Here is a 12912-nt window from a genome sequence, read left to right as displayed (position 1 = left end):
GAACCATGAAGGCGACCAACACTAAGCGGTTCTTCGGCGACGAAAGCGGGGCGGTTGCGGCCACCTACGCGCTCGCGCTGATTCCGCTGGTCGCCTTCGCCGGTGTCGCATTCGACTATGCCCGCGTGATGGGCATGGACAGCGAACTCCAGAACGGTGCCGACCAGGCTGCGCTTGCCGCAGCGAGCCAGCTCGATGGCCGGGCTGGCGCCTGCGCCCGCGCCTCGCAAGCGGCATCGGGTATGCTCAACAACCTCGTGGTGCTGGCATCGGACAGCGACTTCATCACTGTCGGTGCCGAAGAGGCCTGCGATGCCGCGGGCCAGATCCGCTTTTATCAGGACAAGGCCAAGACGACCGCCGCGACTGACGATGAAAACGCCAATTACGTCGAAGTCTATGTCGACGCGCGGCAGGTGAACTACGCCCTGCTGCCGATCACCGGACGGCTTGCATCGGACGCACTGGAAGGCGTTGCCTTTGCCGGCCTCGGTTCCGCGATCTGTAAGGTCCCGCCGGTGATGATGTGCAATCCGCAGGAGGCGGCGGATCCCGATTTCACGACCGCGAATTATGCGGGCCACGGCGTCCGTCTGATCGCCAACGACCAGGGCGGCCTCTATGGCCCCGGCGTCTTCGGCTATCTCGAGACCAATGCCGGAAACGGCGCGATCGCGACCGCACGTACCCTTGGCCGCGAAGTTCCTCCGGGCGACTGTATCTCGACCGACGGTGCGGACATCAAGCCGGGCGAACAGATCAGCGTGCTCGATGCGCTCAATACGCGGGTCGGCGTTTATGCCAATGGCCTCAACAACGTTTGCGGTACGGGCGATGCACTTTGTCCGCCGCCGGCCAATGCGCGCATCGACCTCCTCAAGAGGGGCGGCAGCTGCGCGATCGGCAATAGCGGTTTCCAGGTTGGTCCGAACCCCTACCGCCCGACTTCCCCGGTCAACGATCTTACCTCCACGGAATGGTCCGCGCTCGATCCGATGGGCTTCCCGCGCGACAAATGTCACGCGATCAGCCAGCTCGGTGCCTGTGCGCTCGGCACCATGGGTGACGGCAACTGGGACCGGACGGCATATTACGGCACCAACGGCCTCGGCGCGATGCCCACATCGTGGTCGAATTACGGATATTCCGAGCTTTCCGGCCGTTCCACCCCGACGCGTTACCAGCAGTACCGCTGGGAATACGAACAGCATGCTGCCGGCGGCGGCCAGTTGACCAATCCCCCCGACGTAACAGGTGGATACAAGGTTCAACGCTCTCCGCTGTGCAATGGGCCGGGACTTCCGCCGGCCTCTACGCCGGATCGCCGCGTGCTGAGCATCGCGATCATCAACTGCACCGCCGAAAGCGTGGGCTCGAGCACGACCGATGCCCGCATCGAGAAGTTCGTCGACGTGTTCCTCGTCGAACCGTCCGCGCGCCGCGGCAGCGGTTCTGCGCTCATTACCGAGGCGAGCGATGTCTATGTCGAGATCATCGGCGAGACCACTCTGGGTGGCGGTGCCAACCAGGGGCAGGAGATCCGCAAGGATGTCCCGTATCTGATCGAATGACCCGCCTGATCCGCTTCATTCGCGACACACGCGGCGCGGCAGCGGCCGAAATGGCGCTGATGGTCCCGCTGCTGCTCACGCTCATGTTCGCCGGATTCGAGGCCGGACATTACTTCTATACCGAACAGCAGGTGATCAAGGCCGTGCGCGAAGGCTCGCGCTACGCCGGAAGGCTCGGGTTCGATGCCTTTCCCTGTGGCGGAGCCGCCGATGCCACGGCGGTCGCACAGATCCAGCAGGTGACTCGCACAGGAACTGTGACGGGGACCAACCCGCGCGTTCGCGGGATGGCGCTTTCCGACATCACGGTCACGCATCGCTGCGATGCGAATTTCGAGAACGACGGCATTTTCAAGGGCACCACCGGCGGCGCGCCGATCGTGCTCGTTGAGGCGGAAGCCGGATACAATTCGCTGTTCGAGGCGCTCGGCGTGATCGACAGCAGCGCAATCGTCCAGGCCAGCTCCGAAGCAGTGGTGAACGGCATATGAGACGCATTACCGCCTTCATCCGGAACACAAAGGGCGCCATCGCGGCCGAATTCGCGCTCGTCCTGCCAATCCTGATCCTCTTCCTGCTCGGCATCATGGACGTGGGCTATTACGCCTGGGCACTGAACCGCGGCGAGAAAGCTACCCAGATGGGTGCGCGCTGGGCGGTGGCGACCGACCTTATTCCTTCCGGCCTCGCCAGCTACAGCTTCGCGTCCGACGGCGGGATTCCGCAGGGTAATCCGGTGCCTCTCAGCGCATTCCCCGGGGTTACCTGCACGAGTACCGGCTGCACTTGCGCAGGAACGTGCACTTTTGGCACAGCTGCCAATACAACCTCCTTTAACGCGATCGTTTCGCGTATGCAGGATTTCAAGTCCAACATCACTCCGGCGAATGTCGAGGTGGAATATAGTTGGTCCGGACTCGGCTATGCCGGTGATCCGAATGGGCCCGATGTGGCCCCAATAATAACGGTTCGCCTCGTGAATATGGAACATCGTCCACTCTACGGCATCCTCATCGGATCCGTGGACCTACCCGATTTCGCCTACTCGCTCACAAGCGAGGACGGTGAGGGAACATTTTCGCATTGAACGGCAAGAACATGACAAGCTTCGAAAGCATCTTCAAAGTGGCAAGTAACGCCGAAACGGGCCTCCCAGACAAGGTCTTCGTATTCGCGCGCCCCGGTGAGCTGGACGGCCTCGGCTCGCTGGCAGACACCGTCTCGCTCATCGAAATCGAGCCGAGCGAGATGCTGCCCGACGAATGCACTTCGAAGGCTCGTATCGCAGTGGTCGAAGTCGACCCTGCCGACAGCCGCTCGATCGCCCGACTCGATGCGCTGCGCACCATGCAGCCCAACCTTCCGATCATCGCCGCGCTGGCCGAGGTCGATGTGAAGACCACCCGCCTGCTGCTGCGCAAGGGCATTGGCGACGTGGTCGAAATGCCGTTCACGGTCGACGACCTGCTCACCGCGATCCTCGAAGTCGAACGCGAGACGGGCGGCGCCCCGATCGAACAGGAAGTCACCCTCGCCCCGGTCATTGCCGTGCAGAAGTGCCTCGGCGGTGCCGGCGCCACCACCATCGCAACCCATCTGGGCGACGCGATGGCGCGCGAGATGGGCGGCTCCTGCCGCGCCTGCGTGATCGATCTCGACCTGCAGAGTGGCGATGTCGCATCCTATTTCGACCGCCAGTCGCCCCTGTCGATCAACGATCTCGTGGAAGCCGGCAGCAGGCTCGATGACGAACTGATGCGCGCTGTCGCAACCGAAGCGACTTCGGCCTGCGACATCATCGCAGCGCCAGCCGAAATCCAGCCGATCGAGGAACTGGAGCTCGCAAAGCTCCAGCAGGTAATCTCGATGGCACGCCGCCGGTACGACGTAGTAATCTTCGACATGCCCGGATCGCTAACGAACTGGGCAATGTCGGTCATGCTGGCTGCCGATGCCGTGCTGCTGGTCGGTACGAGCTCGATCGGTGCACTGCGTCAGGTGAAACGCAAGCTGCGCCTGCTGCAGGATCTCGATTACAAGCTGTCGCGTGTCGCGATCGCGCTGAACAATTCGGCTTCGGGCCTGTTCAAGCGACTGGACCGCAGCAGCATCGAAGATGCGCTGGGCCATTCTGTCGCCGCCACGGTTACGTCCGATGCCCAGCTGATCGAACAGGCACAGACGCAGGGCGTGCTTGCCCGCAAGATCCAGCGCAAGAGCCGCTTCTCGCGCGATATCGAGAAGCTGGCCGACCATGTCCTGACTATGGTCGAAGGGGGCGAATAACATGTGGAAGGTGAAAACCGCAGCCGAACCGGTCAACGATGAAGACAATGCCATCGTGCCGACCGCCGACGAACAGGAGCGCATCCTGTTCGGCGAGAAGGACAAGCAGCGCGAAGCGATGCTCGACCTCAAGGTCTCGATCCACAAGGCCCTGCTCGACCGCCTGAACCTGGGCATGCTCGACAAGACGCCGGTCGAACAGATCAAGTCACAGATTGCCGGGCTCATGCCCGAGCTGGTCAGCGACCACGAGCATCCGCTCAACCGCCAGGAACGCGAGAACCTGATCCAGGACGTGGTCGACGAGCTGCTCGGCCTCGGCCCGCTCGAGCCGCTTCTGCAGGACGAGACGATCACCGATATCCTCGTCAACGGCTACAAGACGGTCTTCGTGGAACGCCGCGGCCAGCTGGAGGCTGTGCCCACCCGCTTCCAGGACGAAAAGCACCTGATGCGCGTGATCCAGAAGATCGTGAGCGCCGTCGGCCGCCGTGTCGACGAAAGTTCGCCCTTCGTCGATGCGCGTCTCGCCGACGGCAGCCGCGTCAATGCGATCGTCGCACCGCTCGCGATCGACGGTTCGCTGCTCTCCATTCGCAAGTTTGCGAAGAGCCCGATCAGCATCGAGAAGATGATCGGTCTCGGCTCTATTCCAGCGCAGATGGCACAGGTGATGGAAGCCATCGTCGCCTCGCGCCGCAACGTGCTCATCTCGGGCGGTACCGGTTCGGGTAAGACGACGCTGCTCAATGCCATGTCGACCTTCATCGACGAGCAGGAACGCATTGTCACGATCGAGGACTCGGCGGAACTCCAGTTGCAGCAGGCGCATGTCGCCCGCCTCGAGACCCGCCCGCCCAATATCGAGGGCACCGGCGAAGTCACGCAGCGCGATCTCGTGAAGAACGCACTGCGCATGCGACCCGACCGCATCATCGTGGGCGAGGTTCGCGCCGGCGAGGCGTTCGACATGCTCCAGGCCATGAACACGGGCCACGACGGTTCGATGACCACGGTCCACGCCAACACGCCGCGCGATGCGCTTTCGCGTGTCGAGCAGATGATCGGCATGAGCGGCATCGATATCACCTCGAAAAGCTCTCGCGCGCAGATCGCTTCGGCCATCAACGTTGTCGTGCAGGTGGGCCGACTTTCCGACGGTCGACGCAAGGTGAAGAGCCTGTCCGAGCTCACCGGTATGGAAGGCGACACCATCACGATGCAGGAAATCTTCCGCTTCAAGATGACCGGCCGCGAAGACGACGGCACCGTGAAGGGCCATTTCGAGGCGACCGGCATCCGGCCCAAGTTCCTTCAGGATGCAGAAGCGCACGGCATCGTGCTTCCGACCGACCTGTTCCGTCCCGACCTGAAGATCGACTGAGCCCATGACCGCAATCGTCATACGCGTCCTCTTCCTTATCGCGGTCTTCATGGCCGTGTTCATCGTGGCACAGTTGATTGCGCGCTCGGCCGCACAGCGCCGTTCCTATGCCAGCGCAGTCAATCGCCGCATGTCGATGATCGAATCCGGTGCGGACCGGGACAAGCTGATCGAACAGCTGCTCAAGAACAGTCCGAAAAATCATACGCACCTGCCCCCGATCATTCGCGGACTGGTCGAGAATTTCCAGCGGGCGGTTTTCGCCTCGGCGGTTCCCTATAGCACCGGCACGCTCGGCATGATCATGCTGATTGCCGGCCTCGTCATCTTTGCGCTGGTCATCCTCGGTGCGGCAGGTTTCGGCGCCTCGCTAGGCTTCGGGGTTTTCTGGCTTGCGCTGCTCGTGGCCGTGGCCCTTGCCTTCGTGCTTCCCTACCTCATCCTCCAGCGGATCGCGGCATCGCGCCGCAAGAAGGTCGAGAAGCAGTTTCCCGTCGCGCTCGACATCTTCGTGCGCGCGCTTCGGTCGGGTCACCCGGTCGCCTCGGCGATCGAGCTGCTGACCAAGGAAATGGAAGATCCCATCGGCACCGAATTCGGCATCGTCGCCGACGAGGTGACCTATGGCTCGGATCTTGTCGGCGCGCTTCACGCCATGGCGGAACGCTGGGACCTGGAAGACATGCGCATGTTCGTCGTCTCGCTTGCCGTGCAAAGCGAGACCGGCGGCAACCTTGCCGAAATCCTGGAAAACCTCGCCGACGTCATCCGTGCCCGCGCTTCGATGTTCATGAAGGTCCGCGCACTCAGTTCCGAAGGCCGCATGACCGGCTGGATGCTGACCGTGCTGCCCGTCTTCGCCTTCGTGACCGTGTTCCTCGGCAACCCGGAATTCTACCTCGCCGTCATCGAGGATCCGATCTTCATCTTCGGCTCGATCACGCTCACGGTCCTCTACATCATCGGCGTCTACATGATCCGGCGAATGGTGGACATTAAGGTCTGACATGCTTGAACTAGCCATCTCCAACACCTTCGTGCGCCTGCTGGTCCTGGCGCTTGTCTTTGCCGTGGCAGTCGGCACGGTGCTGGTTCTCGTGAACTGGATTGCTGCCCGTGCGGACGCCGGGCGCCAGCTTGCGAAGCTTGGCGACGGTGCGCGCGGCAGGACGGAAACGGCCCTGCTCGACCAGGAACGGGAAGGTCGCTGGGCCAAGATTGCAAACTCGATCGAGAATGCCGGCATCAATCTGACCGACACCGGCAACGACAAGCTGCTGCAGAAGCTCAAGGCTGCTGGTTTCCGCAACGCATCCGCACCACGCGTCTATACGCTCGTGCGTATCCTGCTCACCTTCGGCCTGCCTTCGATCTGGTTGCTGATGGTCGCCAGCTCGGGTGAAGAATCGAGCGTGATGAAGATTTACGTGGTCTCGGCCATTGCCGCGGCCTTCGGGTTCTTCCTGCCCTATCTCTTCATCGAGGCGAAGGCTGACCGCCGCCGCGAGGCGATCATCAACGGCTTCCCGGATTCGCTCGATCTCTTGCTGGTCTGCGTCGAAGCCGGGCTCGGACTTGAATCGGCGCTGGACCGTGTGGGCCGCGAGATCGCCACCACCCATCCGCTGGTCGCTGAACTCTTCACCGAGACCACGCTGATGATGCGCGCCGGTGCCTCGCGCGAAGACGCGATGCGTCGCATGGCCGACGGCGCCGGGGTCGACGAGATCCGCAGCTTCGCCACGCTGCTTATCCAGTCGGACAAGCTCGGCACCAGCATTTCGAACACGCTGCGGGTCTATGCGCACGAAATGCGCGAAGCCCGCCGCATGCGCGCGGAAGAGAAGGCGCACCGCTTGCCGGTTCTCATCTCGATCCCGCTCGTGACCTGCATGCTCCCGACCATGATCGGAGTGCTCATTCTTCCCGCGGCAATTGCCGTCATTCGGGAAATCGGACCGGCTCTGACAGGAGGATAACATGAAACCTGCAACCACTCTCGCCCTCGCAGCCCTCGCAGTCAGCCTTGGCGGCTGCCAGTCGATCGTCGACACCTTCGGCTTCTCCGGGAAGTCCTCTGCTTCGACCTACCAGCTCGGGCAGTCCGACCTCGACGAAGGACGCGAGCATTTGCGCGCAGGCCGCCTGGGCAATGCGATCGCTCCGCTTCACCGTGCCGCGCTTAACCCGCAGACGAGCGGCGATGCGCTCAATGCGCTCGGCGTGACCTATGCAAAGCTCGGCCGTGCCGACCTTGCCGAGCGGTATTTCGTCGCTGCGGTCAAGACCGATCGCCAGAACGAACGCTACGCTGCGAACCTTGCGCGCTTCTACAGCAGCGATCTCGCCAGCGACATGCGCCTGGCCTACGCACAGCGCGAAAAAGCTGCGGAGAGCTACGCAGCCTATGCCAGTGCGGCACCCGAAAAACCGTTCGAGCCCGAGCCCGATACGCGCCTCGTGCGCAGCGGCGGCGAAACGCGCAGCATCACCATTTCGGGCGCAAGCCAGTCGACCCGCGTGAGCCGTGGCAGTGCCCCTGTACAGCGGGCACTACCCGAACCGGCACCGGCACGCGTGCGCGTTTCCGGCGGCACGATCCGCCCGGCAAGCCCGGCGTCTCGCCCTGCAGAGATTTCTATCGGCGGCGGCAGCACGAGCGCGCCCTACCCGGCACGTGTGCGCATCGGCAGCGCCGATACCGGCAGCCGTTACCCGCTGCGTGTCCGCCTGCCTTCGCCACCGGCAACCTCTTCGGACGACTAAGCACCCCGCATGGCGCTGACCTCGATCTGGCTCGCAGTGCTTGGCGCCACGTCGGGTCTTGGCGCCCTGCTCGACGCCTTCACCCGGAAGCTGCCGAACTGGCTGTGCATCGCAATGGCGATTGCCGGCCTTACCTTCGGCTTCCTGCTCGACGGATGGACCGGGCTCGGCCTGCATGCGCTCCACGGTGTGCTGGCGTTCGGCATCGGCTTCCTGCTGTTCAGCTGGGGTGTTTTCGGCGGCGGTGACGGCAAGTTCTATGCCGCCAGCGCTACCTTCTTCCCTGCCACCAAGGTCCTGATGCTGTTCGTGGCGATGACCTTTGCCGGTTTCGTGCTGGCGCTGGTCTGGTTCGCCGCCAAGCGCGGCTTCAAGGTCCGCCAGCGCTCGCAGGACGATTTCGCCAAGCTTCCCTATGGAATAGCCATCGCGATCGGAAGTATCGCGCTGGCGATCTACACGCTGCAATGACAAGCGCAGTGTACCATGATCGCGGTGGAACCGCGCTGGTCCTAAAAGTCCTCGGGCAGGCAACCCTGCTTATCGCAGGCTTGTGCTTGGCGATTGCGGTTGCAGCGCTCATCCATGCCGAGCTGCAGAACCGCGCGGTGGTACGGATCGCGCTTGACCAGGTCCCGGTCGAACGAGTGGTCGAATTCGGCCACGAGGATAGCGCTTTCGCGATGGTACTGCCGGTGCCGCCTTCGGCGGTCGAAGTGAAGCAAGGCGGCGAACTTGATCGGACTGCGACGAGGGGATCTGAGCGGCTTCAGCCAGCCGTCGCCTATGTCGAGCCCGACGGCGACGGCATCTTGCCGATCGACTTTTCCATCGAGCAGGGCTTCACCTCGGCATCGGGCGGGATCGGTGTGACCAAGACCGTCGCCACGGACCAGGGCGCCATGACAGGCCTCACCATCTTCCTTGTGGGCGGGTCGATCATCGAGATCGAGCGCAGCGAACTGGCAGGAGCCCTTGCTGCGATCGGTGCGAACGAACGCTCGCAGGCGTTGCCGCCGGCAGGTGCAAATGGCCGCCTTTCGCTCGACCGTGTCAGGCAGGCCGGGCTCGATCTTCGCTATGACGCTATTCGCGACAGGCTGGTACTCCACCCCTAGGTGGTCGCGTCTCCGTCGCGGTCCCAATCGATATTGATCTCGACGCAGGCCGTATCGACACCGGCTGCCTTTGCTATGCGCTGGCGACACGCGCGCACTATGTCGGCAAGCGAGGCGTTCGTATCCTCGTTCGGAGCTGGGTTGCTCCGCCCTGGAGCGCCATAGACCAGTTCCAGTTCGGTGACGCCAAGCTGGCTTGCCAGCCGCTGCATCGTTTCATGGCGCGGGCGAACCTGGTCGCCCTCCCACTTCCACAAGGTCGGCTTGCTGACGCCAACGAGTTCGGCAAAGGCGCGCATCGAATTGCCGCTGGCAACGCGAAGGCGCTTGATCCGCTGGCCCAGTGTTTCGTGGTCGACACCGAAGCGCGCGGCACCTCCGCCATCCTCGATCGAGGCGACATCATTGGCCGCCTGCATTTCTTCTTCGGAAATGGGCTCTGGGAAGCTGCAGCCATAGAGCTCGTCGGCGAACCAGACGACTTTCGCCCGTACAGCGCCGCTTTGCGGGAGGACGACTTCGAGCGGATCGTCGAGCGAGAGCTCGGCACCGGTGCGCACCAGCATACCATTACGCGAGAGGTTCAGGACTTCGGCGTCGAACGCCCGTCCGGCCTGTCCAACGCCGGTATTGAGCCGCAACACGAGTCGCGGCTGCCGGCGTCCTCGGTCGCCCAGACTCTCTACGGTAGTTTCCTGCATATCCCCTCGCTTCAGCGAATCGCCTTGCCTCCCCCCGAAGGCTGCAGGCACTTGCTCAACTTTCGGCAGAGCCGCCATGCGGATGCCAACGGCCCGACCCTTAGCGACCGAAATCCAAACAATCGCCAGCCCGCACGGTTAATATCCGACAAAATCGACGATGCGTCCCATTGTGGCACCCTCCGAGCCAGATGCCAAGTTTGATGCGATTCAACAACTTGGCTCGAAAAGTGCGCGATTCTGCGAAAAAAGCGTAAACTGGTAGCTTTCGGTTTACCCTTAGGTGGCAAAAGGAGACCCAGAAAAAAGCCGGAACAGGGTCAAAGCATGTTGAACGCATTAGTCATGGCGGTTTGCTATCTGGGCGCAGCCTACCTCGCCAGCGCATTGTTGGTGAGGTTCTTCCCAAGCAGCTATTCTGCTCGCCAGATTCGCAAGAACCTTGTTCTGGTCACGGTCCTGCCGTTGCTTCTCGTGGTCGACGTGCTGACCAGCATCGATGCGATCGGTCGCGGCCTGCATGCAATCGTCGGCCGCGGTTTCGAGGTGCTTTCCGGCCGCAGCCTGATCACGCGTGATAAATATTCCTACTTTGCCTACGGCCGCCGCCGTCGTGCTCCGCGCAATCGCCGCCGCACCGACCGCAGCCCGCAGATGCGTTCGCAGGGCACGCGCCGCTCGACCATCCGCGCCTGATCAAGGGACAAGGAGGCTCAGGCCCGCCGACGGGCGACAAAGGCCTCGCAATTGTTTCAAGGAGCCGATCCGCCTAAGCGGGTCGGCTCTTTCCGATTCGGGGGGAGCTCTAGACGATGAGCCAACCTGCTCCCTCCAGGCCCCTGCCCGAAAGCAGCGACGGCTGGCGCGAAGAATTCCGCGCGACGATGAAGCTCAGTTGGCCGCTGGCCGCGGCCAACCTCCTCCAGATGCTGACCTATGCGATCGATGTGATCTTCATCGCGCGCCTGGGCGAGGCACAGCTTGCTGCATCCGCACTTGCCATCGCTCTCTTCGGCCTCGTCATGTGGGCCTTGTCGGGCCTGACAGGTGCAGTGGCGCCCGTCGCCGCCGCGGAGCTCGGCGAACGCGCGCCTGCACTGCGCCCGGTGCGCCGATCGGTCCGGATGGCATTGTGGCTCGCAGTGATATCCGGAGTGGCAGGGATGGGCCTTTGCCTCATGCTCGGCCCGCTCATGCGCGCGACCGGCCAGGAGACGGCGATCATCGGCATGGCGCTCGAGTACAACACGATCCTCGTCATCTCGATGATCCCGATGCTCATCAACAACGTGCTCCGGAGCTTCGTGTCGACACTGGATCGTCCGATCTTCGCGACTGCCATTACGGCAGCGGGCATCTTCGTGAATGCACTTGCGAATTACGCCTTCATCTTCGGCAATCTAGGAGCGCCCGAGCTCGGCTTGCGGGGCGCAGCGGTAGCGACAATCATTACCTCGCTTTTCGTGACGGCGGCTTACATCATTGCGATCAGGCTCGATAAGCGCCTCCACCGTTACCGGATCTTCGGTCGCTGGTGGTCGCCAGACTGGCACCGCCTGTGGCATATCACCCGTATCGGCACGCCGATTGCGCTCACGATTACCGCCGAAGCGGGAATTTTCGGCGCGGCGGCTTTCCTTATGGGGAATATCGGTGCAACCCAGCTGGCAGCCCACACGGTGGCTCTGCAAATCGCCGCGCTGGCATTCCAGGTTCCCTTCGGCGTGGGGCAGGCTGCCACCATCCGCGTCGGCTATTTCTACGGTGCCAGGGACAGCGAAGGGATGAAACGCGCCGGCTGGGCAGGCATTGCCGTGGGTACCGGCTTCATGCTGCTGACCGCCATCGCCATGATCGCCATCCCCAAGCCGCTGCTCGCGATCTACATCGACCCGTGGGATCCGAAGAACGCCGTGCTGGTCGCCTTTGCGCTCAAATACATCGTTATCGCGGCTGCCTTCCAGCTGTTCGACGGCATGCAGGCGGTGGCGGCAGGCGCGTTGCGCGGGTTGCAGGACACGCGGGTGCCGATGTGGATCGCGGCCTTTTCCTATTGGGTGCCGGGCATCGGCCTCTCGCTTTATCTCGGCTTCTACACCCCGCTTGGAGGCGTAGGCGTGTGGATCGGTCTGGCCGCGGGTCTCACGGTCGCTGCCCTGCTCCTCACTTCGCGCTGGGCGCGGCGCGACCGTCTCGGCCTCACCGCCCGCCCCTAGCTCCTTATGCGGCCCGCTGCGTGACCTCGCGCTGCGGGAACGGGATCGAGATACCGACATCGTCGAAGCGCGCCTTGGCGGCCTCCGTGATGGCCCAGCCAAGCGGCGCGAAATCGGCAGTCGCGCACCATACGCGAAGGCCGATGCCGACCGAACTGTCGTCGAGCGATGCGACGAAGGCGACGGGCTCCGGATCGGCAAGCACGCGCTCGTCAGCAGCGGCGATCTCGAGCAGTTCCTTGCGCGCCTGCTCCATCGAATCGCCATAGCCGATGCCGACGACAAGCTCGAAGCGGCGGATCGGGTGGCGGTGGAAGTTGATGATCGCCTGGTTCCACAATTGCGAGTTGGGCACCATGACGAAGAGCCCGTCGAACTGCTTCAGTTCGGTCGTGAACAGGCCGATCTGCTGGACGACCCCGGTGACCGAGCCCGCCGAAATCGCCTCGCCGATCTTGAAGGGCCTCTGCACGAGGATCATCACGCCCGAGGCGACATTGCTGAGCGTGCCCTGCAGCGCGAGGCCGATCGCCAGCGCCATGCCGCCGAGCGCCGCCAGGATGCTGGTCGTCTCGACCCCGAACTGGGTCAGTACGGTGACGATGACCATCGCCCAAAGAGCGTATTTGACGAGGTTCGAGAGGAAGTTGGCCACGGTCGCATCGAAACGGGGCGACCGGTTGAGTGCGCGCTCGACCCAGCCCGATATCAGCTTGGCCGCAAGCAGGCCGAAAATCAGGACGGCGAAGGCGCCCGCGATGTCCATCATGTTCAGTCGCAACCAGAGTACGGCCTGCTCTGGAATGGTCAGGGCCGAAACGGCCTTGTCGGTCTGCATGGAGTTAGCTCCTGTAATCTTCGCGAATTGGC

Annotated in this window: 14 protein-coding genes; 12 read left to right on the top strand and 2 right to left on the bottom strand. The window is 63.1% G+C overall.

From position 1 onward, the window contains the following. Positions 1-5: 5 nt before the first annotated feature. From K3136_RS09930 to K3136_RS09885, 10 genes are read left to right on the top strand one after another with little or no spacing between them, the layout of a single operon-like run. The gene (locus K3136_RS09930; RefSeq protein WP_221430158.1) at positions 6-1571 is read left to right on the top strand and encodes a TadE/TadG family type IV pilus assembly protein; all 1566 of its coding nucleotides are present in this window, start codon (positions 6-8) and stop codon (positions 1569-1571) included. Continuing rightward, positions 1568-2062, top strand: a complete 495-nt coding sequence (locus K3136_RS09925) for a TadE/TadG family type IV pilus assembly protein (RefSeq protein ID WP_221430157.1) — start codon at positions 1568-1570, stop codon at positions 2060-2062. Before K3136_RS09930 ends, K3136_RS09925 begins: the two co-directional genes overlap by 4 nt. Continuing rightward, positions 2059-2658 carry a TadE/TadG family type IV pilus assembly protein gene (locus tag K3136_RS09920; RefSeq protein WP_221430156.1) on the top strand — a complete coding sequence of 200 codons (600 nt, stop codon included), beginning with the start codon at positions 2059-2061 and terminating at the stop codon, positions 2656-2658. Before K3136_RS09925 ends, K3136_RS09920 begins: the two co-directional genes overlap by 4 nt. A gap of 11 nt (positions 2659-2669) precedes the next feature. Beyond that, on the top strand, positions 2670-3857 hold the full coding sequence (locus tag K3136_RS09915; RefSeq protein WP_221430155.1) for a CpaE/TadZ family protein: 1188 nt from the start codon (positions 2670-2672) through the stop codon (positions 3855-3857). Position 3858: 1 nt separating this feature from the next. Continuing rightward, positions 3859-5241: a TadA family conjugal transfer-associated ATPase gene (locus K3136_RS09910; RefSeq protein ID WP_221430154.1), complete on the top strand. Its 1383-nt coding sequence runs from the start codon at positions 3859-3861 to the stop codon at positions 5239-5241. 4 nt (positions 5242-5245) lie between these two features. Then, on the top strand, positions 5246-6247 hold the full coding sequence (locus tag K3136_RS09905; RefSeq protein ID WP_221430153.1) for a type II secretion system F family protein: 1002 nt from the start codon (positions 5246-5248) through the stop codon (positions 6245-6247). A gap of 1 nt (position 6248) precedes the next feature. Next, positions 6249-7220 (top strand): type II secretion system F family protein, encoded by a 972-nt coding sequence (locus K3136_RS09900; RefSeq protein ID WP_221430152.1) that lies wholly within the window; start codon positions 6249-6251, stop codon positions 7218-7220. A gap of 1 nt (position 7221) precedes the next feature. Further along, a complete protein-coding gene (locus K3136_RS09895) occupies positions 7222-8007 on the top strand; it encodes a tetratricopeptide repeat protein (RefSeq protein WP_221430151.1) in 786 nt (261 codons plus the stop codon). A gap of 9 nt (positions 8008-8016) precedes the next feature. Continuing rightward, positions 8017-8478 carry an A24 family peptidase gene (locus K3136_RS09890; RefSeq protein WP_221430150.1) on the top strand — a complete coding sequence of 154 codons (462 nt, stop codon included), beginning with the start codon at positions 8017-8019 and terminating at the stop codon, positions 8476-8478. Further along, a complete protein-coding gene (locus K3136_RS09885; RefSeq protein ID WP_221430149.1) occupies positions 8475-9125 on the top strand; it encodes a hypothetical protein in 651 nt (216 codons plus the stop codon). The genes K3136_RS09890 and K3136_RS09885 overlap by 4 nt, the downstream gene beginning before the upstream one ends. Here the strand turns inward: K3136_RS09885 and K3136_RS09880 are convergent. Beyond that, the gene (locus tag K3136_RS09880) at positions 9122-9826 is read right to left on the bottom strand and encodes a PilZ domain-containing protein (protein ID WP_282099925.1); all 705 of its coding nucleotides are present in this window, start codon (positions 9824-9826) and stop codon (positions 9122-9124) included. The genes K3136_RS09885 and K3136_RS09880 overlap by 4 nt on opposite strands. 327 nt (positions 9827-10153) lie before the next feature. Here K3136_RS09880 and K3136_RS09875 point away from each other — a divergent pair, with 327 nt between their 5' ends. Together K3136_RS09875 and K3136_RS09870 are read left to right on the top strand one after the other, a co-directional pair. Further along, on the top strand, positions 10154-10522 hold the full coding sequence (locus K3136_RS09875; RefSeq protein ID WP_221430147.1) for a hypothetical protein: 369 nt from the start codon (positions 10154-10156) through the stop codon (positions 10520-10522). A gap of 116 nt (positions 10523-10638) precedes the next feature. After that, positions 10639-12042 carry an MATE family efflux transporter gene (locus tag K3136_RS09870; protein WP_221430146.1) on the top strand — a complete coding sequence of 468 codons (1404 nt, stop codon included), beginning with the start codon at positions 10639-10641 and terminating at the stop codon, positions 12040-12042. A 4-nt stretch (positions 12043-12046) separates the two neighbouring features. Here the strand turns inward: K3136_RS09870 and K3136_RS09865 are convergent, their stop codons facing one another. Next, positions 12047-12880, bottom strand: a complete 834-nt coding sequence (locus K3136_RS09865; protein ID WP_221430145.1) for a mechanosensitive ion channel family protein — start codon at positions 12878-12880, stop codon at positions 12047-12049. Positions 12881-12912: the final 32 nt, after the last annotated feature.

The sequence above is a fragment of the Qipengyuania gelatinilytica genome (assembly GCF_019711315.1).
Lineage (GTDB): Bacteria > Pseudomonadota > Alphaproteobacteria > Sphingomonadales > Sphingomonadaceae > Qipengyuania > Qipengyuania gelatinilytica.
Note: the sequence above shows the minus strand (reverse complement) of the source record. Positions and strands in the feature narration are given on the sequence as shown.

Bases quoted from the DNA above. Each gene is read 5' to 3' on its own strand.
- K3136_RS09930 (WP_221430158.1), top strand. From the start codon at position 6: ATGAAGGCGACCAACACTAAGCGGTTCTTCGGCGACGAAAGCGGGGCG.
- K3136_RS09925 (WP_221430157.1), top strand. From the start codon at position 1,568: ATGACCCGCCTGATCCGCTTCATTCGCGACACACGCGGCGCGGCAGCG.
- K3136_RS09920 (WP_221430156.1), top strand. From the start codon at position 2,059: ATGAGACGCATTACCGCCTTCATCCGGAACACAAAGGGCGCCATCGCG.
- K3136_RS09915 (WP_221430155.1), top strand. From the start codon at position 2,670: ATGACAAGCTTCGAAAGCATCTTCAAAGTGGCAAGTAACGCCGAAACG.
- K3136_RS09910 (WP_221430154.1), top strand. From the start codon at position 3,859: ATGTGGAAGGTGAAAACCGCAGCCGAACCGGTCAACGATGAAGACAAT.
- K3136_RS09905 (WP_221430153.1), top strand. From the start codon at position 5,246: ATGACCGCAATCGTCATACGCGTCCTCTTCCTTATCGCGGTCTTCATG.
- K3136_RS09900 (WP_221430152.1), top strand. From the start codon at position 6,249: ATGCTTGAACTAGCCATCTCCAACACCTTCGTGCGCCTGCTGGTCCTG.
- K3136_RS09895 (WP_221430151.1), top strand. From the start codon at position 7,222: ATGAAACCTGCAACCACTCTCGCCCTCGCAGCCCTCGCAGTCAGCCTT.
- K3136_RS09890 (WP_221430150.1), top strand. From the start codon at position 8,017: ATGGCGCTGACCTCGATCTGGCTCGCAGTGCTTGGCGCCACGTCGGGT.
- K3136_RS09885 (WP_221430149.1), top strand. From the start codon at position 8,475: ATGACAAGCGCAGTGTACCATGATCGCGGTGGAACCGCGCTGGTCCTA.
- K3136_RS09880 (WP_282099925.1), bottom strand. From the start codon at position 9,826: ATGCAGGAAACTACCGTAGAGAGTCTGGGCGACCGAGGACGCCGGCAG.
- K3136_RS09875 (WP_221430147.1), top strand. From the start codon at position 10,154: ATGTTGAACGCATTAGTCATGGCGGTTTGCTATCTGGGCGCAGCCTAC.
- K3136_RS09870 (WP_221430146.1), top strand. From the start codon at position 10,639: ATGAGCCAACCTGCTCCCTCCAGGCCCCTGCCCGAAAGCAGCGACGGC.
- K3136_RS09865 (WP_221430145.1), bottom strand. From the start codon at position 12,880: ATGCAGACCGACAAGGCCGTTTCGGCCCTGACCATTCCAGAGCAGGCC.